General features: G+C 54.9%; 24 protein-coding genes. 4 read left to right on the forward strand and 20 right to left on the reverse strand.

Annotated elements, in window-relative coordinates:
• Positions 1–17: 17 nt before the first annotated feature.
• The 11 genes from smc to PV433_RS13090 form a co-directional block, all read right to left on the reverse strand.
• Positions 18–3,590: a chromosome segregation protein SMC gene (gene smc / locus PV433_RS13040; protein WP_332072536.1), complete on the reverse strand. Its 3,573-nt coding sequence runs from the start codon at positions 3,588–3,590 to the stop codon at positions 18–20.
• Positions 3,591–4,262: 672 nt separating this feature from the next.
• Entirely contained in the window at positions 4,263–4,961 is a 699-nt protein-coding gene (gene rnc / locus PV433_RS13045) for a ribonuclease III (RefSeq protein ID WP_332072537.1), read from the reverse strand.
• A 95-nt stretch (positions 4,962–5,056) separates the two neighbouring features.
• Positions 5,057–6,295, reverse strand: coding sequence for a beta-ketoacyl-ACP synthase II (fabF, locus tag PV433_RS13050; protein WP_332072538.1), 1,239 nt, complete (start codon positions 6,293–6,295; stop codon positions 5,057–5,059).
• A 142-nt stretch (positions 6,296–6,437) separates the two neighbouring features.
• Positions 6,438–6,671: an acyl carrier protein gene (gene acpP / locus PV433_RS13055; protein ID WP_138877913.1), complete on the reverse strand. Its 234-nt coding sequence runs from the start codon at positions 6,669–6,671 to the stop codon at positions 6,438–6,440.
• Positions 6,672–6,779: 108 nt separating this feature from the next.
• Positions 6,780–7,520 (reverse strand): 3-oxoacyl-[acyl-carrier-protein] reductase, encoded by a 741-nt coding sequence (gene fabG, locus PV433_RS13060; RefSeq protein ID WP_332072539.1) that lies wholly within the window; start codon positions 7,518–7,520, stop codon positions 6,780–6,782.
• Between the two features lie 14 nt (positions 7,521–7,534).
• Entirely contained in the window at positions 7,535–8,488 is a 954-nt protein-coding gene (fabD, locus tag PV433_RS13065; protein ID WP_332072540.1) for an ACP S-malonyltransferase, read from the reverse strand.
• Positions 8,489–8,529: 41 nt separating this feature from the next.
• Entirely contained in the window at positions 8,530–9,516 is a 987-nt protein-coding gene (locus PV433_RS13070; protein ID WP_223836580.1) for a beta-ketoacyl-ACP synthase III, read from the reverse strand.
• Complete coding sequence (plsX, locus tag PV433_RS13075; RefSeq protein WP_332072541.1) at positions 9,513–10,520, reverse strand: phosphate acyltransferase PlsX; 1,008 nt, start codon at positions 10,518–10,520, stop codon at positions 9,513–9,515. The genes PV433_RS13070 and plsX overlap by 4 nt, the downstream gene beginning before the upstream one ends.
• Complete coding sequence (fapR, locus tag PV433_RS13080) at positions 10,504–11,100, reverse strand: transcription factor FapR (protein ID WP_190928017.1); 597 nt, start codon at positions 11,098–11,100, stop codon at positions 10,504–10,506. Before fapR ends, plsX begins: the two co-directional genes overlap by 17 nt.
• Before the next feature lie 248 nt (positions 11,101–11,348).
• Positions 11,349–11,522, reverse strand: a complete 174-nt coding sequence (gene rpmF / locus PV433_RS13085) for a 50S ribosomal protein L32 (protein ID WP_190927840.1) — start codon at positions 11,520–11,522, stop codon at positions 11,349–11,351.
• Positions 11,523–11,545: 23 nt separating this feature from the next.
• A complete protein-coding gene (locus tag PV433_RS13090; RefSeq protein WP_190927838.1) occupies positions 11,546–12,070 on the reverse strand; it encodes a YceD family protein in 525 nt (174 codons plus the stop codon).
• Between the two features lie 125 nt (positions 12,071–12,195).
• On the opposite strand from PV433_RS13090, the gene PV433_RS13095 reads away from it, so the two are divergent.
• Positions 12,196–13,455 (forward strand): nucleotidyltransferase, encoded by a 1,260-nt coding sequence (locus tag PV433_RS13095; RefSeq protein WP_332072542.1) that lies wholly within the window; start codon positions 12,196–12,198, stop codon positions 13,453–13,455.
• Positions 13,456–13,514: 59 nt separating this feature from the next.
• Here PV433_RS13095 and PV433_RS13100 read toward each other — a convergent pair whose 3' ends face one another.
• Positions 13,515–14,639: a SepM family pheromone-processing serine protease gene (locus tag PV433_RS13100; RefSeq protein WP_332072543.1), complete on the reverse strand. Its 1,125-nt coding sequence runs from the start codon at positions 14,637–14,639 to the stop codon at positions 13,515–13,517.
• 108 nt (positions 14,640–14,747) lie between these two features.
• Here PV433_RS13100 and PV433_RS13105 point away from each other — a divergent pair, with 108 nt between their 5' ends.
• Positions 14,748–16,052 (forward strand): sporulation protein, encoded by a 1,305-nt coding sequence (locus PV433_RS13105; protein ID WP_332072544.1) that lies wholly within the window; start codon positions 14,748–14,750, stop codon positions 16,050–16,052.
• Positions 16,053–16,215: 163 nt separating this feature from the next.
• Here the strand turns inward: PV433_RS13105 and coaD are convergent, their stop codons facing one another.
• The 4 genes from coaD to PV433_RS13125 form a co-directional block, all read right to left on the reverse strand.
• Positions 16,216–16,713 carry a pantetheine-phosphate adenylyltransferase gene (gene coaD / locus PV433_RS13110; RefSeq protein WP_332072545.1) on the reverse strand — a complete coding sequence of 166 codons (498 nt, stop codon included), beginning with the start codon at positions 16,711–16,713 and terminating at the stop codon, positions 16,216–16,218.
• Between the two features lie 63 nt (positions 16,714–16,776).
• Positions 16,777–17,340, reverse strand: coding sequence for a 16S rRNA (guanine(966)-N(2))-methyltransferase RsmD (gene rsmD, locus PV433_RS13115; protein WP_332072546.1), 564 nt, complete (start codon positions 17,338–17,340; stop codon positions 16,777–16,779).
• 483 nt (positions 17,341–17,823) lie between these two features.
• Positions 17,824–19,920 (reverse strand): glycosyl hydrolase family 28-related protein, encoded by a 2,097-nt coding sequence (locus PV433_RS13120; protein WP_332072547.1) that lies wholly within the window; start codon positions 19,918–19,920, stop codon positions 17,824–17,826.
• A gap of 74 nt (positions 19,921–19,994) precedes the next feature.
• The gene (locus PV433_RS13125) at positions 19,995–20,750 is read right to left on the reverse strand and encodes a DUF1906 domain-containing protein (RefSeq protein WP_332072548.1); all 756 of its coding nucleotides are present in this window, start codon (positions 20,748–20,750) and stop codon (positions 19,995–19,997) included.
• A 218-nt stretch (positions 20,751–20,968) separates the two neighbouring features.
• On the opposite strand from PV433_RS13125, the gene PV433_RS13130 reads away from it, so the two are divergent.
• Entirely contained in the window at positions 20,969–21,208 is a 240-nt protein-coding gene (locus PV433_RS13130) for a hypothetical protein (RefSeq protein WP_332072549.1), read from the forward strand.
• Between the two features lie 206 nt (positions 21,209–21,414).
• The gene (locus PV433_RS13135; protein WP_332072550.1) at positions 21,415–21,621 is read left to right on the forward strand and encodes a DUF2197 domain-containing protein; all 207 of its coding nucleotides are present in this window, start codon (positions 21,415–21,417) and stop codon (positions 21,619–21,621) included.
• Between the two features lie 229 nt (positions 21,622–21,850).
• Here the strand turns inward: PV433_RS13135 and PV433_RS13140 are convergent, their stop codons facing one another.
• The 4 genes from PV433_RS13140 to PV433_RS13155 all read right to left on the reverse strand — a co-directional run bounded on the left by PV433_RS13140 (position 21,851) and on the right by PV433_RS13155 (position 24,473).
• The gene (locus tag PV433_RS13140) at positions 21,851–22,507 is read right to left on the reverse strand and encodes an HAD family hydrolase (protein ID WP_332072551.1); all 657 of its coding nucleotides are present in this window, start codon (positions 22,505–22,507) and stop codon (positions 21,851–21,853) included.
• 36 nt (positions 22,508–22,543) lie between these two features.
• A complete protein-coding gene (locus tag PV433_RS13145; RefSeq protein WP_332072552.1) occupies positions 22,544–23,188 on the reverse strand; it encodes an HAD family hydrolase in 645 nt (214 codons plus the stop codon).
• A gap of 151 nt (positions 23,189–23,339) precedes the next feature.
• Positions 23,340–23,882: a DUF4269 domain-containing protein gene (locus PV433_RS13150; RefSeq protein WP_332072553.1), complete on the reverse strand. Its 543-nt coding sequence runs from the start codon at positions 23,880–23,882 to the stop codon at positions 23,340–23,342.
• A gap of 72 nt (positions 23,883–23,954) precedes the next feature.
• Positions 23,955–24,473, reverse strand: coding sequence for an NUDIX hydrolase (locus PV433_RS13155; RefSeq protein ID WP_332072554.1), 519 nt, complete (start codon positions 24,471–24,473; stop codon positions 23,955–23,957).
• Positions 24,474–24,547 lie beyond the last annotated feature (74 nt).

Here is a 24,547-nt window from a genome sequence, read left to right on the forward strand (position 1 = left end):
GTCCAACTGCTCCCGCCCTAGGCGGTCATTACGTCTTCGTCGTCAAGCCGCACCGAGACGAGCTTCGATACGCCCCCCTCTTCCATCGTAACGCCGTACAGCACGTCCGCCGTCTCCATTGTTCCTTTGCGGTGAGTAACGACGATGAATTGGGTTTGTCCGGCAAATTCACGCAAATATTCGGCGAACCGGCTGACATTCGCTTCGTCGAGCGCCGCCTCCACCTCGTCCAGCACGCAAAACGGCACCGGCTTCACGTGCAGGATCGCAAACAGCAGCGCCATCGCTGTCAAAGCGCGCTCTCCGCCGCTCAGCAGTTGCAAGTTTTGCAGCTTTTTCCCGGGCGGCTGGGCGACGATCTCAATGCCGGTGTCGAGCATCCGCTCCGGCTCGGACAAGATCAGATCGGCGCGGCCGCCGCCGAACAGCTTGACGAATACGCCGACGAACTGCGAGCGGATCGCGTCGAACGTCGTCTTAAACCGTTTGGACATCTCTTCGTCCATCTCGCGAATGACAAGATACAGCGCCGTTTTCGCTTCCACCAGATCGTCTTTCTGGGCGGAGAGAAACTGAAACCGCTCATTGACCCGCTGGTACTCGTCGATTGCGCCTAAATTGACGTCGCCCAGCGCGGAAATTTGCCGTTTCAGATCCTTCACTTCGCTTTGTGCCGCAGCGACGTCTTCCGGTACCGGATACCGTTCCTTGGCCAGCTCATAGCTCAGCTCGTATTCTTCGGCCAGTTTTTTGAGCAGGTTATCAAGCTCGACGTCGAGGCGGGCCACACGCACTTCCGTCTGGCGAAGCTGTTCCTCCACCTGCTTCAGCTGGGTACGCTGCTCCTTCGTCAAGCTTTCGCCTTCCTCCAGCTTTTGCACCCATTTCGCCCGCTCCGCCCGCTTGTAATCCATCTGCTCGGCCGCTTCCTGCTTTTTAAGCCGCAAATGATTGAGCTGCTCGATCTGCTTGACCGTCTCGGCATCGTTGGCGTCCAAATCCTGAATGATTTGCTGCAGCAGCTTTTTGCTCCCGCTCCATTCACGCTGCGTCGCCGTCAAGTCGTCCTCGAACCGGCGCAGCTGATCTTCGAGCGACTGCTTCTCCTGGCTGACGGAAGCGGTTTTCACCTTCAGCGAGGTCAACTGCACCTGCAGCTCTTCCTTCGCCGACTCCTTCGCCTTCCGCTTCAGCTCGGCATCGCGAATCGCCTGCTGCAAATCCGCCTCTTCCTGACGCAGCGTCTCCAGCGACAGCGCCGCCGCCTGCTTCTTCTGCTCGTACTCACTGCGCTCAGCCGTTAGCGCCGCATGGTCTTGCGAATACAGCACCGTATGCTCGGCCGCATTTTTCCCTTCGCTGTCCAACTGGCTCAGCTGAGCGCGAAGCTGCTGCTCCTCGAGCCGCTGCCGTTCCCCGAGCTGGCGAAGCTCGTCCAGCGTCCGGTTTCCTTCCGACAGCTCGCGCCGCAGTTGCTCGAGCTTTTTGCGAAGCTCAGCCAGCTGCCCTTCGGCGGTGCGGATTTCTTTGTCCATCTCCTCGATCTGGCGCTGACGACCAAGCAGGCTGGACGACTTCTTCTGCAGGCTTCCGCCCGTCATTGAGCCGCCCGGATTAACGACGTCGCCTTCCAGCGTGACGACCCTGTACCGATATTGGCAGCGGGCTGCAATCCGGTTCGCTTCCTCCAGCTTCTCTGCCACGATAACGTTGCCGAGCAGGCTGGACATAATATTGTCGTATTTGGCGTCAAAACGCACCAATTGCACGGCAATCCCGACAAAACCGTCCATCCCGGTCACATTCGACTTCTCATGCTCCGGAATCGATCTTCCGCGTATGACGTCCAGCGGCAGAAACGTAGCCCGGCCCGACTGTCTGCGCTTTAGAAAGGCGATCGCTTCCCGTCCGGACGCCTCGTTTTCGACGACGATATTTTGCAGGGCGCCGCCCAGCGCTGTCTCGATTGCGGTCTCCACTTCGGCCGGCACGTGCACGAGCTCCGCTACCGCGCCATGTATCCCTCTGAGCCCGTCCGAGCGGCTTTTCGCCTTGAGCACCTCTTTGACCCCATGGGCGAAGCCGTCGTAATCGTTCTGCATCTCGCGCATCGTGTCCCGCCGGGAAACTTGCGCCTCCAGCTTCTGCTCCCATCTGCGGACCGTCTCTTGCGCCTCGCCGAGCAGTTCCTGCTTCGCCTTGAGCTCCTGCCCGAGCTCGACGAACCGGTCGCGGCCCGCCTGCAGCTCCCGGGCCAGCTTCCCGGCCGCCTCCTGCAGTTCCACGCGCTTGCGGACGATCTGCTCATGCTGACCGGACCATTTGGCATGTTCCTCCTCCAGCCGGTCGATCCGCCGAGCGAGCGATTCCAGATTTTGCTCCGCATAGCGGATTTCGTTACGCGCTTGGGCAGTCCGTCCGAGCGCCTCCAGCAGCTCCGCCTTGAGGTCTTCTTCCTCAGCGCTGCTAACCCCGCCGGCGACGCCAAGCAACCGCTCTTCTTCCTCCGTCAGCTTGGATCTCAGCTCGTCTACTTCCAGTTGAAGCGCCGTATATTTGTCCCGGTACGCGGCAGCCTCCGTCCTCTTGTCGCCGATCCGCTTCTCCTGCGCCTCGATCGTCTGCTCCAGCTGACTGCGGTTGCTGCGCAAGTTTTTGTCGCGTTCCTTATATACTTCCCCCTGTCCTTCGCATTTCTCGAATTCCTCGCTCAGGCGCAGCACCGTCTCGTGCAGCCGGTCGATCTCCTCCTCCAGCCGTCGCGCTTCCATCCGTTCCTTCTCCAGCAGCGCGTCATGCTTGCTGACGATCGTGGACAGCTCCAGTTCTTCTTTGCGCAGCACATTTTGCTTCTCGCTGGCTTCCGACCAGAACTGGTGAATCTGTTCGATCTGATGGACATACATCGAGATTTCGCTCGTTTTCAGCCGCTCTTTCAACTGCTTATAGCGGATCGCCTTCTCCGACTGATCGCGCAGAGGCTCGATCTGATCTTCCAGCTCGGATACAAGATCGTGGATGCGCAGCAAATTTTGCTCCGTGTCGGCCAGTTTTTTCTCCGCTTCCTTTTTACGGGATTTGTATTTGACGATGCCGGAAGCTTCCTCGAAAATCCCCCGCCGGTCTTCCGACTTCGTGCTTAAAATTTCTTCAATCCGCCCTTGTCCGATAATCGAATACGCTTCCTTGCCGATCCCCGTATCCATGAACAGCTCAGTTATATCTTTCAGCCGGCACGCCTGCTTGTTGATAAAATATTCGCTGTCCCCGCTGCGGTGGATGCGCCGCGTCACGGTAACTTCGTTAAATCCGAGCGAAAGCGATTCGTCGGAGTTATCGAGCGTCAGCGAAACTTCGCCGTAGTTTACCGCCTTGCGGGCGTCGCTTCCGGCGAAAATGATATCTTCCATCTTGCCGCCCCGAAGCGAGCGCGCGCTTTGTTCCCCGAGCACCCAGCGAATCGAGTCGGATATATTGCTCTTGCCGCTGCCGTTTGGCCCTACTACGGCAGTAATGCCCTGGACGAACTCCAGCTCCGTCTTGTCGGCGAACGACTTGAACCCGGCCAGTTCCAAACGTTTCAAAAACATAGCTTCACCTCAAACTATTAAAAAAAATGGTCACGGCTCTTATGTACGGTTTATGCCTTAAATCTGATGAGGTCGACACGGTGTATTCAACGAAACCGCGAGCTAAAGCCTATTCCATTCATCAAACCCGATCTCTTCCTTGCCTTTCAGCCGCTTCAACGGACTTTAACGCCGCTGCGGACCTGCAGCCTGCCTTTCATTGTAGCATATATGCCTTAACGCGAAAATCGCCCGCTTTCGGCTCTGTCAAGGTTGGTCAGGGCGCGGCGGTTCGAGCGGACTGTCCCGCTGAGGACACCTCTCCCCCTTGCGATCCGGATAAGGGTCATTCGGTACCGTTATTTCGACGACGCTTTCGTATTTCCAGCCGAGCGGCGGCGTTCCGGCAGCCGCACAAGGCAAGCTTACTCCGGCTCCGGCCTATATCGGCTTCCCGAATAGCGGTTTCGAACAACTCTTATCGCTCCTAATGCTGAATAAGCACAACCACTTTGCTTCTTTCGAAGCGGAATCCTGCCGTACCGAAGAAAAACAACCCCACAACGTGGGGCTTTAGCTTCGTTGCGTTTATCGGATACTTGGCGGAGAGCCCGTCAATGTATAAGTTCCATTCGTGAAAAAAAGCGGCTTTCGCCGCTTGTTCCCGCATAGTGCCGCCGCATCCGTTGCGGGCTACGCTTTGGGCGAGGAGGTAAGTTTGGCGAGCGCCTGAGAGGCGGCCCGCTGCTCGGCATCCTTCTTGGAACGCCCAAGGCCGGAGCCCAGCTTCTGATCGTCCATCCACACCTCGGAGACGAATTCCCGGTCGTGAGCGGGACCCCGCTCTTCCACGATCCGGTATTCCACCGTCCCCATTCCGCGCTGCTGCGTATATTCCTGCAGCTTCGTCTTGTAGTCTCCCGACAGCACCATCGTATCCTGGGACAAGTACGGGAACAGATGCGTTTGCAAAAATGCACGCACCGCGCCGAGTCCCTGATCCAGGTACAACGCTCCGACGAAAGACTCGAACACGTCCGCAAGCAGCGCCGGACGCGACCTTCCGCCGGTCAGCTCTTCCCCTTTGCCAAGGAAGACGCAGGAGCCGAAATCGAGCCTTTCGGCAAACTGGACCAGCGACGGTTCGCATACGATCGCCGCGCGGTGCCGGGTCAGTTCGCCCTCAGGCCGGTCCGGATAGGTGTTGTACAAATATTCGGATACCGTCAACTGCAGCACGGCGTCCCCCAAAAACTCCAGACGTTCGTTATCCCGTATATCGGCCGAACGCTGCTCGTTTACATAAGACGAATGGGTAAACGCCTGTTTCAACAGCTTCGGTTCGCGAAATTCGATTCCTAAATCGGCTTGCAGCCTTTTTAATGATCTCAACGGAATTCACCGCCCCTCGTGTCCGGAACCGGTAATTAGAATGTTGCGTCCGTCAGGCGCCGTTATCCGGGAGTGAGTGTCGTCACTTGGAGATGTTACTCCTCGAACTTCTTCAAAATAATCGTCGCGTTATGTCCTCCGAAACCGAACGAGTTGGACATCGCGATGCGGACGTCCGCTTCTCTCGCAACGTTCGGGACGTAGTCGAGATCACACTCAGGGTCCTGGTTGTCCAAATTGATGGTTGGGGCGATTTTGCCGTTATGCAGCGTAAGGCCGGTGATAACCGCTTCTACGCCCCCGGCTGCGCCGAGCAGGTGTCCGGTCATCGACTTGGTCGAGCTGACGGCTACCTGATAAGCATGGTCGCCGAGCGCTTTCTTGATTGCAGTCGTCTCCGACTTGTCTCCGACCGGCGTTGAAGTACCGTGCGCGTTAATGTAGTCGATCGCGCTAGGCTCCAGTCCCGCGTCGCGAATCGCGCGCGACATGCATCTTGCGGCGCCTTCCGGGTCCGGATCGGTCATATGGTGAGCGTCTCCGCTCATCCCGTAGCCGATCACTTCGGCGTAGATGCGGGCCCCGCGTTTCTGCGCATGCTCCAGCTCCTCCAGAATGAGGATGCCGGCGCCCTCGCCCATAACGAAACCGTCGCGGTCGGTATCGAACGGACGACTCGCCTTCTCCGGCTCGTCGTTGCGGGTCGACATGGCGCGCAGCGCGCAAAATCCGGCCATGCCGGTAGGACGGATCGTCGCTTCGGCTCCGCCGCATATCATGACGTCCGCTTCGTCGCGCTGAATCAGCTTGTACGAATCGCCGATCGAATGCGTCCCGGTTGCGCAAGCCGTTACCGCCGTACTGTTAGGCCCCTTGGCACCGAACAGCATCGAAATTTGTCCGGAAGCCATATTGGCGATCATCATAGGGATGAAAAACGGGCTTACCCGCTTCGGGCCTTTGTCCAGCAATATTTTATGCTGTTCTTCCCAAGTTCCGAGACCGCCTATGCCGGACCCTACGTATACGCCGCAGCGTTCCGGATCGGTGTCCTTCTGAATATCCAAATTCGCATCTTTCATAGCAAACTGACTGGCGGCTACGGCAAATTGCACGAACCGGTCCATGCGGCGGGCTTCTTTTTTATCCATATACTCTTCCGGATTAAAATCAGCGATTTCCGCAGCGATGTGAGTCGTATATTCACTCGTATCAAACGCTTGAATTACCGAAACACCGGACTTGCCGGCCATCAGGTTATTCCAAAATGTATCCAGATCGTGTCCCAGTGATGACATGACGCCCATCCCGGTAATGACGACTCTCCGTTTCATGAGTTCTCACCTCTTCGACAAATGGACGGTTAATAGGGTTGCTGCTGTATTCGGAGTCTCCGGCGCCGCCGGAGAAATTGTTGGCGCTGTAATGACGAGTAAGTCCCGTTCCTCAGACGAAAACGGGACTTACAACGCTTGTTTAGGTATGAGACTTTATGTATTCTACTACTTCTCCTACGCTTGTAATCTTCTCGGCATCTTCGTCGGAAATTTCCAAATCGAACTCGTCTTCCAACTCCATAACCAATTCGACTACGTCGAGGGAATCTGCACCTAAATCGTCTTTGAAAGATGCTTCGAGGGTGACTTCAGATTCTTCAACCCCTAGGCGATCGACCACTATGCGCTTCACGCGGTCAAAAATGTCGGACATCCGGTTCACCTCCTCCATGGTATTATACGAGAAAAGAAAACAAAATGCCATACCTGTCCGATAACCTTGCAGCTTCGGACACGGAACGGGCGTTTTCGACGCCGCTCCTTACATATACATGCCGCCGTCGACATGAATCGTCTGACCGGTCATGTATGCGGCATCGTCCGAAGCGAGGAAACGAACGACACGGGCGATATCCTCTGGCTTTCCGAGCCTTGCGGCCGGAATCTGCTGCAGCATCTGCTCCCGCTGCTCCGTCGTCAGCTTGTCGGTCATATCCGTCTCGATAAATCCGGGAGCGACCGCATTCACGGCGATGTTCCGGGAAGCCAGCTCCCGGGCGGCCGACTTGGTGAGTCCGATTACGCCGGCTTTCGCCGCAACGTAATTCGCCTGTCCCGCGTTGCCGAGCACGCCTACGACGGAGGAAATATTGATGATTTTACCCGAACGCTGCTTCATCATCGGACGCGTTACCGCTTTGATGCAGTTGAAAACGCCTTTCAAATTCGTATTCATAACTTGGTCAAACTCTTCCTCTTTCATTCGCATGATCAGATTGTCACGCGTAATTCCCGCATTGTTGACCAAAATATCCAGCTTGCCGAATTGATCGAGCACCTGCTTGACCATCTCTTCGACTTGAGCCGAGGACGCAACGTCCGCCTTCACTTTGAACGCGCGGCGTCCCAAGCTTTCGATATGGCGCACCACTTCTTCGGCGGCTTGTTCGCTCCCCGAGTAGTTTACTGCTACGTCGGCCCCCGCTTCCGCAAGACTGATGGCGATCGCCCGGCCAATGCCGCGGGAAGCTCCCGTTACAAGCGCCGCTTTTCCTTCCAACATCGCGATTCCTCCTTTCAAGACGAAGAACGTGCCGCCTGCAGTTCGGCGGCGAGCTTCTCCAGCCCTTCCCGGCTGCCTACGGAGACGACCCGGACTTGCTTATCCACCTTTTTAATCAGACCGGCCAGTACAGTACCGGAACCGATCTCGACGAACGTATCGACGCCTTGCGCGATCATCCACGTTATGCTGTCTTCCCACAGAACGGGGGAGACGACCTGATCGACAAGCAGCCGGCGGATATCGCCGGCTTGAAGCACCGAGTCTGCCGTCACGTTGGCGACAACCGGGATGCGCGCATCCTGCATCGGCACGGCTTCCAGCGTTTTCGCCAACTCGTCGGCTGCAGGCTGCATCAGCGAAGAATGGAACGGACCGCTGACTTCAAGCGGGATAACCCGTTTCGCTCCGGCCTCTTTGCCTCGCTCTACGACGGCTGCGACGCCTTCGGCGCTGCCGGATACGACGATCTGCCCCGGGCAGTTGACGTTCGCCATCTCGACCACTCCGGTCTCGCCGCTCACCGCGCGGCACAATTCCGCAAGCTTCTCCCGCTCCGCTCCGAGCACCGCCGCCATACCGCCTTGGCCGCTCGGAACCGCCCGCTCCATATATTGTCCCCGAGCGCGCACGGTCCGTACCGCATCCTCGAAACTCATCACTCCGGCGGCGACCAGCGCGCTGTATTCGCCCAAGCTGTGGCCGGCTACGAAATCAGGCTCCACGCCGAGTTCGCGCACCGCCTCCAGAATCGCGATGCTGGTCGTAAGCAGCGCCGGCTGCGTGTTGTACGTCTTTTTCAGTTCGTCTTCCGGACCGTTAAAAATAAGTTCGGACAGCTTAAAGCCAAGCGACTCATCCGCCTGGTCAAAGACGCGCTTTGCGCCTTCGTGGCTGTCGTAAAAATCTTTTCCCATACCGACGGCTTGCGCCCCCTGGCCGGGAAATACGAATGCGATTCGTTTCATGGGCCGTATCCGTTCCTTTCGACGCTCTTAAGTTCTTCCTCTTACCAGACCAGCACGGAAGCGCCCCAGGTCAAGCCGCCTCCGAAGCCGACAAACAGCAGCTTGTCGCCCGGGTTAATCCGGTTTTCCCGGGCCGCCTCCGCGAGTGCGATCGGGATCGATGCCGCGGACACGTTGCCGTACCGGTTAATATTAACGACACACTTCTCTTCCGGCAGCTCGAGTCTTTCCAGAGCCGACTGGATGATCCGGATGTTGGCCTGGTGCGGGATCAGCAGATCGATCTCGGATTTGTCGATTCCCGCCTTGACCAGCGCCTCCTCGGCCGCACTTCCCATAATTTTTACCGCAAATTTGAAAACTTCCTTGCCGGCCATATAGATAAACTGGCGTTTCTCATCCAGCACTTCCCGAGTGATCGGGTCCCGGGAGCCCCCCGCGCGCGCCTTCAGCAGCTCGCCGCCCGAGCCGTCCGCCCCGAGGACGAACGATTGGAAACCGCGCCCTTCCGGAACTTGGCCGATCACGACCGCTCCGGCGCCGTCTCCGAACAAAATGCAGGTGTTGCGGTCCGTATAGTCGGTAATCCGCGACAAACATTCGGCTCCGATCACCAGCGCGTTTTTGTACATGCCGCTGGAGATCAGTCCGGAAGCGTTGGCCAATCCGTAAATAAACCCGGAGCAAGCTGCGGACAAATCGAACGCCGCCGCGTTTTTCGCGCCCAGCCGGCTTTGCAGCACGCACGCCGTCGAAGGAAACGACATATCCGGCGTTACCGTAGCGACGATGATCAGGTCGAGCTCTTCAGCGGACAAGCCTGCATTGCCGAGCGCCTCGAGAGCCGCTTCATATGCCAAATCGGAGGAAGCCTGCTCCTTCGCCGCGATCCGCCGCTCGCTGATGCCGGTACGGCTGACGATCCATTCGTCGTTCGTCTCCACCATTTGTTCTAATTCTTTGTTCGTAAGCACACGCTCCGGCACGTACATGCCCGTCCCCAAAATGCCTACCGGTATCCCATTCATTCTTTTCCATCTCGCTTCCTGCCGGTTTCCGTTGAAATCGCCTCAACCAGGCGACTCGCAAGGGCGATACGCGCTTGCCGAACCGCATTTTTTATCGCATTTGCATCCGAGGAGCCGTGACTTTTCAGCACGAGCCCTTCAATTCCGAGGAGCGGAGCCGCTCCATGCTCGTTGTAATCCATTTTTTTCTTAAATGCGACCAGGCCGGGCTTCAGAACCGCCGCCGCCAGTTTGCTGAAAAACGAACGGGTAAACTCCGTTTTCAGTACGGAGAAAATCGTCCCTGCGGTGCCTTCCATCGATTTCAGCAAAATATTGCCGACAAACCCGTCGCAAACGAGCACGTCGCAGGCGCCCTGCAGCACGTCGCGCGCTTCCACGTTGCCGATAAAATGAATCGGAGCCTGTTCGAGTAACGGATAGGCCTGCTTGGTCAGCTCATTGCCTTTCATCGCTTCCGTTCCAACGTTCAACAGACCGACGCGCGGCTTCTGAAGGCCGTGCACCTTGTTTCTGTATATGCTGCCCATTACGGCGTATTGCAGCAAATTATGCGGAGATGCGTCCATATAGGCACCGAGATCCAGTGCCAGGACGCCGGAATCGTCCATCGTCGGCAGCATGGGCGCAAGCGCCGGCCGTTCGATGCCGTCAATGCGGCCGACGATCAGCAGCCCCGTCGTCATCAGCGCTCCCGTATTGCCCGCCGAAATCATGGCGTCGGCAGCGCCTTCGCGGATCAATCGCCCGGCTACGACCATCGAGGCGTCTTTTTTGCGCCTGACGGCACGCACCGGCTCGTCATCGGCCGCAATGACATCGGAGGCGTGGTGCACGGTCACGTTGGTCGGCACGGAACCTGTCGGCATAAAAGCGGCGATCTGCGCTTCGTCCCCGACGAGAATGATTTGAACGTCGCTCCACTCCCGCGCCGCAAGCAGCGCTCCTTCCACCGTCGTTCGCGGCGCATTGTCGCCGCCCATGGCATCAATCGCGATTCGCATGCAGCTGTTCCTCTCTTTCGCTCATTTCATTAGCGAATCGATAGATTAAAAAATTGCCCTGGAATACCGTTTCCTCACCGACGTATGTAAAAACTTCGACCTTGGCCTTCCCCTTCTGGCCGGAGATCGACTTCACATACGCCTTCGCTATGCATTTCTCCCCCAGCTTAACGGACCGGATAAACCGGATGTCTGCTGCAGCGGTCAGCGCCATCTCGTTATTAATGACCGCGATCGCAAGCGAGTTGGCCTGAGCGAAAATATGATGGCCTCTGGCGATTTTCGTCCGGGAAAATACGTGCTCCTCCCGGATCTCGAACATCGAGATCCCGCTTTTGTCGAGCTGCAGATCGATTACGTCCCCGATTACCTCATGCAGAGGAAGCGACCGCACCTGATCGTACGTTCTCTCGGCCATCAGCTTCAGACGTTCCCGAAGCTCCGGAATGCCGAGCTCCAGCCTGTCCAGACGGATCGTCTGAATGCTGACCTTAAACGTCCGCGTCAGCTCCTCGTCGGTGACGAACGGGTTTTGCTCGAGTTCTTTTGCCAGCAGCTGCTGTCTTTGGCGCTTCGGCATTCGTTCGATATCGCGCACCTACTTTCAATTCTTCGTACACTTGCAGTTCATTATATGAATCGACGAATCGATTGTTACCAGGTACTAAACGTTAGTATATAAAATTCCCGTCCAAAAAGAAAGGCCCAATCCTGCAAAGCGGGCCCCGCGAACGTCATCCGGGTCGGCCGGCTCCCCTTGCTTCTCCCTCGGAAAAGAAAAAAGCACCTCATCGAAATGAAGTACCTTTTGCGTCCTGCCTGTAATTGTTATTGCTTGACGATCTCTCTGCCTTTGTAAGTACCGCAAACTTTGCATACGCGGTGAGCGAGCTTAAGTTCGCCGCAATTGTCGCATTTTACCATACCTGGTACGGACAATTTAAAGTGAGTACGGCGCTTGTCACGGGTGCTTTTCGATGTTTTACGAAATGGAACTGCCATATTCCCACCTCCTTCTCAGAGTCTTATTTCTCGTTCCCATTGTCGAACAATTGCTGTAACACGGCCAACCGCGGATCGATGCGCGGTTCCGGTACGGCCGCGGGATCGATATTCAGATTTGCCCCTGTTTCCGGATTCAAGCCTTTGCACTCGGGCATGCACAGCGGAATGTAAGGCAATCCGAGATGAACGCCCTCTTCGACGAACGGAGTCAGATCAACGACGTCTTCCTCCATCACGAACAGTTCGTTTTCCTCGTCATCCCCCTCTTCCAGATGTTCCTTGTCGCGCGTAAATCGTTCCCGGAACGGGATCGTCAGCCGCTGGCCGTAATGGCTCAAGCAGCGCGAGCAAGCGAATTCGACTGGAAGCGTCAACGTCCCGCTCACATCCACGATGCCGGAATCGGCCTTCGCTACCACGTCTACGTGAAGCGGGTCGACCCGAAGCACATCGCCTTGACCTTGAAACAGACCACCGATGTCCAAGTCTTCGGTGAACCGGACCTGTCCCGATTTGGAAACCAGATCCCGGATGTTCATTTTCATGTTAATCACTCCAAACAAACATAGACTATTATATCGATTCCATTCCTATTTTGTCAACGTTTTGCGGCCGTGCTATAGTAGAAATATCCAAGAACGCATCCGTAGAACGGAAAAGGAGCATTCCTTTGAAAACGGTCGGTATTATCGTCGAATACAACCCGCTGCATAACGGTCACGTTTATCATTTCCAACAAAGCAAAATCGTATCAGGCGCGGACGCCGTCGTTGCCGTGATGAGCGGCAGCTTCCTGCAAAGAGGCGAACCGGCGCTCGTCAGCAAATGGGCGCGTACGGAAATGGCGCTCCGGATGGGAGCGGACGTCGTCATCGAACTGCCCGTTGCCTATTCTACGCAGCCTGCCGAATGGTTCGCATTCGGCGCCGTCTCGGCTCTCGAAGCTGCGGGAGTGGTCGATTCCTTCTGCTTTGGCAGCGAAAGCGGGGACATCGGCTTGCTGCGTACAGCCGCCAAACGGCTGCACAGCGCCGACCGGCATGCGCCGGATGGCGGGGAAGGACGCTTCCAGGAAGCGCTGAGGTCTCATTTGAAAAACGGGATCAGCTACCCTCACGCTTATGCGGCCGCAGCGGCCGGCTGCTTGGGCGATCAATCCGGGGCCGACTGGCTCGCCCAGCCGAACAATACGCTCGGACTGCATTATTTGCTCGCGCTCGAGCGGCTCGGAGGAACGATGACGCCGTATACGATCAGCAGACAAAAAGCCGACTATCATCAGACGGACATTACGGACGAGCAGATCGCCAGCGCCACGGCTCTCCGCAAGTTGCTCGCGGATGAAGGCCGCGCCGAAGCGCTTCGCCCGTTTGTGCCGGATTACACGTGGACGATCCTGAAGCGCGAGCTGGAGGCGGGACGCGCTCCGGTAAGCTGGGATTGCTTTTACCGCGTCTTGTTCGCCAGGCTTGCCGTAACCGCTCCCGCGGAGCTGACCGGCATCGGGGAAGTGACGGAAGGGCTCGAGCACCGGATCGGGCGTGCTGTAGCAGACGTGCAGCCCGACCTGGGAGACCCGTTCGGGCAGTTAATGAACAACCTCAAGACGAAACGGTATACCCGTACCAAGCTGCAGCGGACGATGACCCGCATTTTGCTCCATCACCGCAAGGAAGAACTGTCCCCCGAGCTGCTCGGCCAAGGCGTTCCTTACTTGCGCGTGCTCGGCTTTTCCGCGCAAGGGCAAGAGCTGTTAAAGCAAATGCGGACCCGCTCCGCGGTCCCGGTAGTGACGAAGGCGGCCGCGTTCCGGCATCCGTTTCTGGAGCTCGACATCCGGTCCGCGACTGTTCACGCTTCGGCCTTCCGTTCTCCGGCGAAAGCGGAGTTATGGCGCGATTACTACGAGCCGCCCCTTCGTCTTCCTTAAATAACGCGGCGCACCTGGCAGGACTTGCATCCCGGCAGGTGCGCCTTCGCAGGAACGGTTTACGATTTCGGATTCAGCGTTTCGAGATAATGCACAGCTTCCTCCATCGTGGCGACAGGGACGACCTTCATCTTCGTCCCGATTTTTTGCGCCTGATCCGCCGCATCGGATGCATTCGGTACGTCGGCGCTCAGATTGCATTCGCCCTTTTTCCGGTCGGCCGGGGCGAAGAAGATATCCGCTTTCTCCCGATCGGCCGCCACGATTTTTTGCCGGATGCCGCCGATCGAGCACACATTGCCCGACGTGTCCAGCGTTCCGGTCCCCGCGATCCGGTAACCTTTCGTCAAATCCCCGGGAGTCAGCTGGTTGAGGATTTCCAGTGAAAACAGCAATCCGGCCGATGGCCCCCCGATTTCTCCGGCATTGATCGTAACCTTCTTATCCCCTTGCGCTGGTACAATCTCAAGCAGCTCGGCCGTAGAGATGCCCAGACCGACCCGGCTTTCTCCGCCCGCCGCTCCGGGTTTGCCGTTCGCCGCGTCGATCGCGTTCAAATCCTTCAGCGTTATCGCTACTTTCTTTTCCGTCTTCCCCCGTTTAATCGTGACCTCGACCGACTCGTCCGCTTGATGCCGCTTGATTTCGTTGACGATATCTTCATGCTTGATGACCGGTTTCGTTCCGACCTGGACGATCCGGTCCCCCGGCTGCAAGATGCCATGCGCCGGATATCCTTCCACCGCCTGCATGACGAGCACGCCTTGGGATTCGATTTGGTACGGGATATTGGCCTTTTTATACGCCGCCTGAATGGCGTTTCCTTGGGAATCCAGCATGACATATTCCTGACGGGTCGAATATTCCTGCTCCGAGCTGCCTCGCAGCACTTCCTGCTTTTTGCGGATTTCCACATTCGGATTCAGTCTGGCGGTGAGTAAACTTAAGATGCTGGACCGTCCCATCGTCACGGTAGTCAGCATAAACGTCCCTTTTTCCTCAGGGTCGCCGTTCGTCACGCTAACCATCGGCTTCAGTTCTTCCGCCGTTCCCGGCTTGTAGATGTAATACGGAACCGGAATGAAATAAAACGCATAGATAACCGCCAGCGTAATAAGAAACGTGGACAGAAAGCTGCGCGTCCATCTCAGCTTGGCTCGTTCTCTGTGGTGATCGTACATCATCCGTGTGCTCCCTCCGGTCAATCTCCCCGCCGTTCTCGGAAGGGGCTTGGTCTAAAGCGCCGCCGCTTCGCGTAAACATGGTAGCACCATCGTTTGGAGGCGATTCACATGCAACTCGGGACGTTTCACGCGAGAAGCCGCGAATTCACCGTCGTGCTCGCCGTGCTGACGGCCGTGCTCGTGCTTTCCATACTATTATTTCCCGAACGGGCTTTTCAGTCCTCGCTTGGAGGATTAACGATCTGGTGGACGATCGTATTCCCTTCGCTGCTTCCGTTTCTGATGCTAAGCGAGCTGCTGTCCGGCTTCGGCGCGATTCGCGGCCTCGGTACGCTGCTGGAGCCCGCCACCCGGCTTCTGTTCCGACTTCCCGGCATCGGCGGCTGGGTTCTCTCCGTCGGGACTGTCGGTGGTCTTCCGCTTGGAGCGGACGCGGCCAGTAAGCTGCGGCTGGAAAAGCGGGTCAGCCGTGAAGACGGCGAACGCTTACTCGCGCTCTCGCACGTGGCGAGCCCTTTTTTTATACTGACCGTTCTCGGAGCGGGATTTCTTCATAGTCCCGAGGCGGGAGCCGCAATCGCGATCATTCATTATGCCGCCGCGATCGGTATGGGCGTGCTGATGCGCTTCCTGTGGCGGACACCGCCCGGCAGCCTCGCGGATGCCCCGCTGCCCGGTACAACTGCTGTTTTACAAACCAAACGGAAACCGGTTCGCACCGGAAATTCCCTTCTCATTCGCGCCATGTCGGACATGCATACCGCCCGTCTCGAGGATGGCCGCTCTCTCGGCAAGCTGCTCGGCGATTCAGTCTCCAACGCGATCCAAACGCTCATGATGATCGGCGGTACGATGATCGTGTTCTCCGTGCTGCTCGGCGTGCTGGACACGGCCGGCATTGTCGGTCTGCTGGCGGACGTCGTCTCTGTGGCGGTCCCTGGGCTGTCGTCCCCGGCGGATCCCGTCCGAAGCATGTTGTCCGGGCTGCTCGAGCTTCATATCGGAACGAACCGGCTGAGCGCTTCCCAAGGTATGCCGGATGCCACTACAGCCGCACTGATCGGCGCCGCGCTCGCCTGGAGCGGAGCCGCGGTTCATTTGCAGGTACAAACCGCCGTTCGTCATACCGACTTCCGGTACATATCGTTTCTGCTGTCCCGTCTCCTCCACGCTGGCTTGGCCGTTGTTCTGACCTTCGTATTATGGCGGCCGTTAACGGGCTGGTTGTCCCGGATACAGCCCAGCTTTTTGCCGGAAAGCGGAGCCGATCCGGTTCAGCCCGTAACACTGGACGCCTGGAGCCTGTGGGCGGCTGCCCCCTACCGGATGCTCGACCTGGCGCTTGTCCTTGCCGGACTCGCCGCCATGTCCATCGCGCTCTCGGTGCTGCTTCGTTTCCGCAAGCCGTCGTAGTTTGGCTCTGGACGGCCGCCATTTTCAACATATTCATAGCGATCTAGGACATCCTGAATGTAGAAAAGCTGCCGCTTATACAGGCAGGGTCATTCCACCTGGAAAGGCGACGTGGGAAAGAGTTCGTTGAGAAACTTTCTTCTAAACAATCGACAAGTTCAGCTTATGTAAACTTCACCCTCAACGCCGCTTCCACCTCGGCCGGGACCAGATCGGAAACCGGACCGTGAAAACGGGCGATCTCTTTCACGATACTGGAGCTGAGATACGAATATTGCGGGCTTGTCATCATAAAAAACGTCTCGACTTTGTCGTTCAGCTTGTGATTAAGTGAGGCCATCTGCATTTCCGATTCGAAATCGGACACGGCTCGCAGCCCCTTAACGATTACATTTGCCTGCTTGGCCGCCATATACGTAATCAGCAGTTCGCCGAAACTGTCCACTTCAACGTTAGTCAATCCTCGGGTAGCTTCCTCAAGCAGCTGCTTGCGCTCCTCCACAGTGAATAACGGACTCTTCTTGCTGTTATTCAGAACGGCCACGATTACTTTGTCAAACACGTTGGCGGCCCGGTGAATGATGTCCAGATGTCCGAAGGTAACCGGATCGAAGCTGCCCGGATATACGGCTACCGTATAATCGTGTTTAATTGTAGTCATATCCTCATCTCCTGATGGCGCTGAAATTAGACTGCTTTTCGGCAGGCGAACACTCGCCTTATACTAGGTCGCAGGGGCGACCTTGTCGTATACGGATACGGCTATTTCACCGTACTCCACTCGTTTCCGGAGCGCCAGCCCCCCAATCTCATCGGCATAACGGTTGGCTGCATCGTGCTCCACGACTGCGATTGCCTTGTCCGCCAAAAGACCAAGCTCCTGCATGGAATGGAGCAGTTCTTCGATCGCCGTCATTTTGTACGGAGGATCGAGGAACACGAGCTCAAACTGCAAATCCCGCTTGCTCAGCGCTTTGATCGCCCGGGATGCGTCGTTCCGGTATACTTCCGCCTGTTCCGATAGCCGGGCCGCCTGCAAGTTCGCCGCGACAACTTCCACGCTTTTTTTGTCGGCGTCCACAAAAACCGCCCGTTCCATCCCCCTGCTGAGCGCCTCGATGCCCAGACCTCCGGTGCCCGCAAACAAGTCGAGCACATTTCCTCCCGTAAAATACGGCCCAATCATACTGAAAATGGCTTCCTTCACTTTATCCGTCGTCGGCCGCGTTCCCATGCCGGGAACCGCTTTAAGCGGTCTGCCCTTCGCCGATCCCGAAATGACTCTCACGATTCGTTCCCTCGTTTCTCCCGCTTGCGGGCACCTTTATGTAAATGGCCGGCCGGCCCGTCGTTGGATTCCGGCCTCCATGGCGGTTTTGCTGTAGCTATCGTATCATATTCTGCAAAAAAACCACAAAAATTTTGAGCCCGCCATGTATATCTTTGGGTTCCGCGGGCCATATTGAAGCTATCGACATTCACAAGATGTCGTAGACAACCGCGGAGAAGACTTACGTTTCCCCATAAGCTCTTCGTCCGGTTTCTCCTCTCCCATGAGGGGGTTCGCGCAAGCGGCCCCCAAAGACTATGATCCGCCCGGCCTTGTGTGGGGCGGTTTTTTGTTGTCTTAGATAAAAGCGAAAACCTTTCCGCCCAAACAAAAAAAGTTTCGAGCTCAACTTCAGCTGAACTGTGCTAGATGATGCGTGCTTCAAGGCAAGCCAAATAAAAAATAACCCCGAACATCGCCGGGGCTATCCATTATGATCTCTTAATTTTCCAAGGATCTCCACGCATAAGTCCCATTAGCTAGTCTCATACAAGTGTAGAGAATATCTGCAGTACCTGTGGCACCTTGAGTTACTACCGTCATGACACCGGATGCCCCTGTACTAACGGGTGAATACATCGGATCAATCTTCGGTCCGAGAGTGTTACAAGCAAATGTTACTATGGTACCAGTACCACCAACTGTCCAACCGCTGTATGATGCATTTCTTATTTTGGATGCTACAGCAATGGGAGTGTTATCCGCAGTTGTTAGTGAAATCATTGTAGGTGTTCCATCAAGTGTAATAATTACACTGCCATTCACCTTACAGCCAGATGTCAGATTCAAATTAGCTTTTTCAGCACTGCCGTCTTTGCCCTCAACCAGTAACACCCTCCCGCGTTGCGTCTCGTCGGCCATTGGGAGAACTGGAGTGCTTTTTAAATACAAGCCTCCGGTAACGATGCTTTGCGGTTGGATTTCAAGTGGTTTAAATGTAGAAAAATGATTTTCTGTAAACATTTGCTGTGTGTACCTCGAAGGATATATTGCAAGTTTATCAATCACGAACCATTCGTTACCGGTAGCGCCTGTTCTGGCGTTATTTGCAACTGTTATACTTATAGATTGAATCGAAGCGTAGTCTGATACCTGTTCATAAAACACATGCATATTTATCGGAATTGTACTGGTCACCCACCTGCCTTTGAATTCATCGATCGAAGCCTGGGTAGGTTCACTGTTGTAGATGTTATACTGTTTCCGAACATTTGCCTTATCCGTATAATTAACCGTTACAAATCTCCGGAAATAGGTTGTATTCGGCTCTACAAAAAAATTGGCCACTGCACTCCATTGATTTATTTCTTTTGGTAATTGAGCATAGTCAATTTGAATTTGCAAACCATTAAAAGTATCTCCATAAGTAGATTGATGCTTGATAGCCTTATTTCCTGTTAGATTTGAACTGTGCTCTGAGAGCAGGCCATTTTTTTCAGGTTTTATTCGAATAGACTTTCCAGCGTCCAAATAATATGCGGAATTAGATGGAGTTGCTATCATTATGGAAGAAAAGTCTGTTGAATACCATGGAAACATGGTTTGACGATTTTGGCCTCTTACTTCCGTAAATTCAGCACTCGCATACAAGTGTTCGTTGTAGTTATACTTTGTCGGCGGTAAGCTCAGATACTCTACATTTTCAGTAATCATTAGTCTGTTGCTAGGGTACTTATTTATACCTTCTATTTTTACATATTTGACTCTGTCAAACACTGCCGGATTTGGATATGCCATGTTGCCATTGATAACGGTAACCGACTGAACTACATCTCCATGATCAGTACCTGCTAAGATGTGTCCGTTCGGATTCCCCTCCATATAAACTCCCGTTAATAAAACATCGCCCGCTAATCTAATTTTGAAACCGATACCGTTAGCTTCAACAGTCCCTCCGTGAAATGCAACTCCATCACTAACATCATCACTAATACCGGTTATATCAACTCCAATTTGAACACAATTCGCAATAGCACCCCCATAAAAATTAACAGCGTTTGCAGATACTCTGACACCAGTGTTATTAAAGTAAGCCTTTATGGAGTAAACATCCAGGATCCAGCCATACTTATAATCCAATCCGATATTAAATGAACTGAAATACACATTTTTAAACGCAGAATGGGTACAAGGAGCTTTTCTGACCGCATCCCCGAGAGCGACACCTACACCCGTTTTATTTGTACCCAAAAAACCGATATCTTCAATATATAAGTTTCTGCAGTCTTTAGCGCTAATGATAGGCATAGTTGCCGTTGTACTGGCCAATTTAATAGTAGATAGCGAGATGCCTGCACCGTATATTTTTATGGCGTATATATTTGTTCCCGCACCATCAATATCTATAATTGTATCGGTAACGTAGTATTCTCCGGGCGGAAAATATAACGGCAGCCTGCTTGACAAAGCGTACTGAACCGCATTTTTGATACTACTTGTATCATCAGTTTTTCCATTCCCAACTGCCCCAAAATCCATCACATTGACACGGCCCTCTTTAACCGAAGAGGCTTTTGCTTGATCAATCTTATCTGTCATCACGGCACCCACCCTTCCTTACCTTTGGTAGTAACAAATGTCCCCGCCAGCCCAGACCGACGGAGACCACACCCTCACCCATTATAAATCTGCTCCGGCTGTCCCGAAGCTTTACGAAGCTCGTTGGCGAGCTGGTTGCGGCGGATTTTGTCGGCATCCGACGCTTTATCGAATTCATGGGCCAAAAAACGCTCGATGATCTCGTTGGCATCCTCCGGTTTGATCATGTACGCCAAAGTATTCCACCACCCTTCTTCCCCATACGATTCGTCCAGATCGACCATGATCCCGTTGATTAGCATCCCCTGTCCGCTTGGACCGTTATCGTATTGATAGAGATGGATTCCGCTTGCCACCTGCCCCCTGCTCCAGGCATACGTCTGCCAAAACTTCGGGCACGCTCCTGCGGATCGAACGGCCTGAACGACCGCATACGATCCATACACGCCTGTATCATAGGCGGGGGTCGCTTCATTTGCACCGCGAATATAGTCAATAATCGTAGTCATCTGTGAAGGCAAAGCGTCGAAATCGACGGCAAAATAAATCGTGCTTCCCTCAGGCTGGCCTACCTGCTTCGCAATCTGGACGGCCGTCTGCCCGTCTGCCCGTCCGGCGTTCCGTCCGCCGAGCGCCCGGTTTGCGGTCGTTTCGAATACGGACACGATTTGCAAGCCGGCGGCGCTGATCAGGTCCGTCTCCGATTTATTTAACGCTTTCCAGCTTGTTGAAGGAACGAGGTACCGGCAAACGAAGGCGTAGCCATCCCGCTTAAAGGCTGCAGCCGTCGCTGCGGTTAACGGTGTTGCACAATCGAATCCTTGTGCCATCTCGGTTCACCTGCCTTGTCCTTTTCTGTAACATATGCAGCAAGCGGTACGCCCGCACTTGGCAAGTGACACGATTCATCGCTACAAAAAGGCGGATGCCGGGCCGAAACGAATAAAAAAATGTTCTCTCGTCCCGAAAACCGGGCGAAGGTACAGTCGAAGCGCCTCACCGCTTCGTATACTATCGTGAATCTCCACACTGGAAGGAGGAACATGATATGTCTTCTCAAGGTTTCCATTGTCCGACCAAAGCGATATACGATCCGCCCAGAGTCGTGTACCGCAATCACTATCATCCACAAATCGTCCAGGTCGTTCATGCAGTCGAGGTGGTGAATCGCCATCATTGTGTGCCGGTGTATCAACATGTCTATACTTGCAGTGAGCGGGATGAATTTTGCGGTGAAATGGCGAATGTAAACATGGCGCGCCATACGCGTTACGGGGGAAGAAGATAAAGGGGAGCGCCTTCGTCGGAGCGATGAGCTTCGGCGGAGGCTTCGTCTGTTTCGATGCCAGCTTTCCTAACGGTCGTCAAAACGTACAGATTCCGCTTCCGCCTGGCGCATGAATGTACGCTCCCGTTCACAATTGGCCGCAATCGCCTGCTCCCGAATGGGATATAATGGTGATGCAGTCATCCGATTATGGGGAGGAATTCCTATTGTCACTCGAAGCGAAGTGTATGACCTGCCGCAAAACGTACCGCCTGGAAGCAAACGATCCGTATTACCCGAAACTGAAAATGAACTTGACCAAGCTCTACATATGTAAGTCCTGCAGCACCGCTATGAAAGAAGAAGCGATCAGCTCCACCGGCCTGAATCCCGGTATGCTCGACCCGAAAGGGCATGACAAGCTGGTGCCTTGACATGCATCGACCTTGTATAGTCCACATTTCCCCAGATAATACAGTGTCAGCCCCACGGGAACGCCCCCATTTCGAAACGAAAGGACCTCCAATTCCACGGTAAGGTGGAGATCGAGATCCTTTTTCTCAAGGAACCGGTTTAAAGCGAGGCACAAAAAAATGCAAAATGACTTTTGAGGCAGCCCTCGATGTAGGCTGTACGTTCTCCTTTTACACAGCGATGCCTGTACTACTCCAAATAACCAAGCAGCTCCCGCATCGATTGAATATGTCCGATGGACGGAACTTCTCTTCGTGCAAGCTCCGCCACTTTTGCGTTATACGCCAGAAAAGCGACTCCGCCTCCCTGCGCCGCTTTCCCATCGATCCAGGAATCGCCGACAGACAGCCACTTTTCGGGGCGAATATGCGGGTAATGCGCAAGCAGCGCGGCCACTCCGGAAGAGGAGGGCTTCAACGCATCCATCTGCTCCCGTCCCGCGATATGATCAAAAAAACGAATAATTCCCGTTCGTTCCAATGCCTCTAGAGCCGCTTGATACGCGTTGTTCGTGAGGACGGTCAACGGATACCGGCCATGAAGCCGCTCGAGCACCTCGGTTACATTCGGCTCCAGTCCCGCTCCCGCCATGCCCGCCCGTTCCCCTTCTACGACGATTTCCCATACCGTTTGATCGAGCGCCGGTGTCATCCCAGGCGTATTGCGAGCCGTCTCAATTAAGGTAGCGATCGTATGGTCGCCGACCGGGAAACCGGGAGGAAGCAGTTGTTCCTTACACAGCAGAGCGAACACTTCACTTTTAATTTGCGGGAAGTTTATAGACGATTTCAGCAACGTATTATCCATATCGAAAATAATAGCTTCATAAGGCAAACCCGGGTTCACTTCTCACCGCGCCCCTTCCTTGATATGTCGGCTTCGCTAGCCTTCCAGAAAGTCAATCAGTTCCGCGACCCGGGTAATGTACATATCGGGCGTCGTATCAAAACGGTGTGTCTGCACATGCTCCAGCCAGTGAGCTCCGATCGTGAACACGCCCGCCCCTTGGCCTGCCCGCATATCCGCCTCGCTGTCGCCGATAAACACCGTCTCCTCCTTGATGCCGCCAAGCGCGTTCATCGCCGTCAGCACCCCTTCGGGGTCCGGTTTGGGGCGCGTCATCTCGTCGCCGGATACGGTTACGTCAAAATACCCGCTCATCCCCAGCTTTTCCAAAGAGATATCCAGCGCCGCCCTTCCTTTCCCCGTAACGATGCCCATCCGGTGTCCGCGTGCTTTCAAACGCTCGAGAAGGCTGTTGATTTCGGCATTGGGCTTCACCATCCGGTCGTGCTCCCGGACGTAGCAATCGTAGAACAAGCGGACAGCGTCTTCTGCGGAGTCGCGGTTTCCCAGATTAAGCCGGATAATATCAGCCTCCGTAGGACCAAACATCGCCACTACCTCAGAGGCGCTCAGCGATTTCCCGTCATACTTCGAGAACGCCTCCCCGATCGAATAAATACACACCGGCAGCGTATCCGCCAACGTTCCGTCAAAGTCAAAAAGAATCGTTTTATAGTTCATCTGCATGCTCGCTCCCGTCAAAAATTTACGTTGAATTCATGAATAGACGTCCATTCCGTTCGTTTTACGCTGACATCTTTTCCTCATTACAAAATGAATGCCTAAGCATGGATTCCGTTCAGCTTCAGCTTCTATAGATACGCACCCCGCCTTATTTAACTGCAAGCATTTGAAGCAAACGTTCATCCGGCTCCTTCGCAAGCTCCAGCAGCGCCTGATAGGGGTCACCCTCGAGCCCGAAATAGTCGGCAAAAGCCGGCTCTGTCTTGAGCCCAGCCCGTTTTTTAGCCATAACTGCGTTTCTGGCATGGTCTCCGAACAATTGTAACAGACGCGCTTCCACAACCATATGGATATATCCGTTCTGTCGCTCCACCGGAGCCTGCTCTCCATAAATCTCAATCGGAAGACCATCGCAGCAAAAACGTACCACCGCTCGCTCGGCGCGTGGAGGCCTCGCACCTCTGTAGGAGTAGCCGAACAACTCGTGATGACCGAACGCCTCTCTAACCGTTTGCTCAAAATATAAAAAATCTTCCACTTCGCACGCTATGTCCAGATCGCTGCCCGGGATATCGATTGCGATAGGGATCGTGCCGACCACGACAGGCCGGAAAGGCTTCAGCTTCTCAAGCAAACCGTACGATCCGATAATCCGGTAAGCGTTCCGCTGGACCGCGGTGCCTCGGCTCATGTGTGTTATAGTTGTCCAGTCTTCCATCCCGTTGGGGGTTAAGCCTCCTCTCGGATTACCTTTTGCTTCATCTTAGCAGCCTTTCCTAATAACCGTACCGGCTAACACCGGCTCCATTTGTCTGCGCTCGTAAACAATGACTTTGTGCTGTTGAAAGACACAATGGTGAACATAACAAGAATCATCTTCGAGTACGGTCCTTAAATAACGCGGAATAATCTCCCCCATACCGAAGTTGTGATCCGACAGCACCCACTCGATCTCCTTCCAGTCCAGCAGCCCTTCTTCCATCCGGACAGGGGTCAGGTAATCGAACGACGACGGCAGTTCCGCCGTAAATACATGCATTCCTCCGCGCGGTGAAGCGTCCGACTCCCAACTGACAATTCCTTTGTACGCCACCTCGGTCAAACGAATTCCCGTTTCCTCCCATGCCTCGCGCAAAACTCCGGCCATTGGGGCTTCTCCGGCTTCGAGCTTGCCGCCTACTCCGTTCCACAGCCCTTTAGCCGGTGCCGAATTGCGGTTCAGCAGTAAAATCCGGCTGCCTTGTCTTATAAATAAAATCGTATACCGGATAAATTCGTTCATAGTAAATCCCTCGAATACAGCAAAATCCCGTCTCGCCGCCGCCAGCCGGTTCCGGACCAGTAGCGGTGCTTCAT

The sequence above is a fragment of the Paenibacillus sp. GYB004 genome, from assembly GCF_036577605.1.
Taxonomy (GTDB): domain Bacteria; phylum Bacillota; class Bacilli; order Paenibacillales; family NBRC-103111; genus Paenibacillus_AB; species Paenibacillus_AB oceani.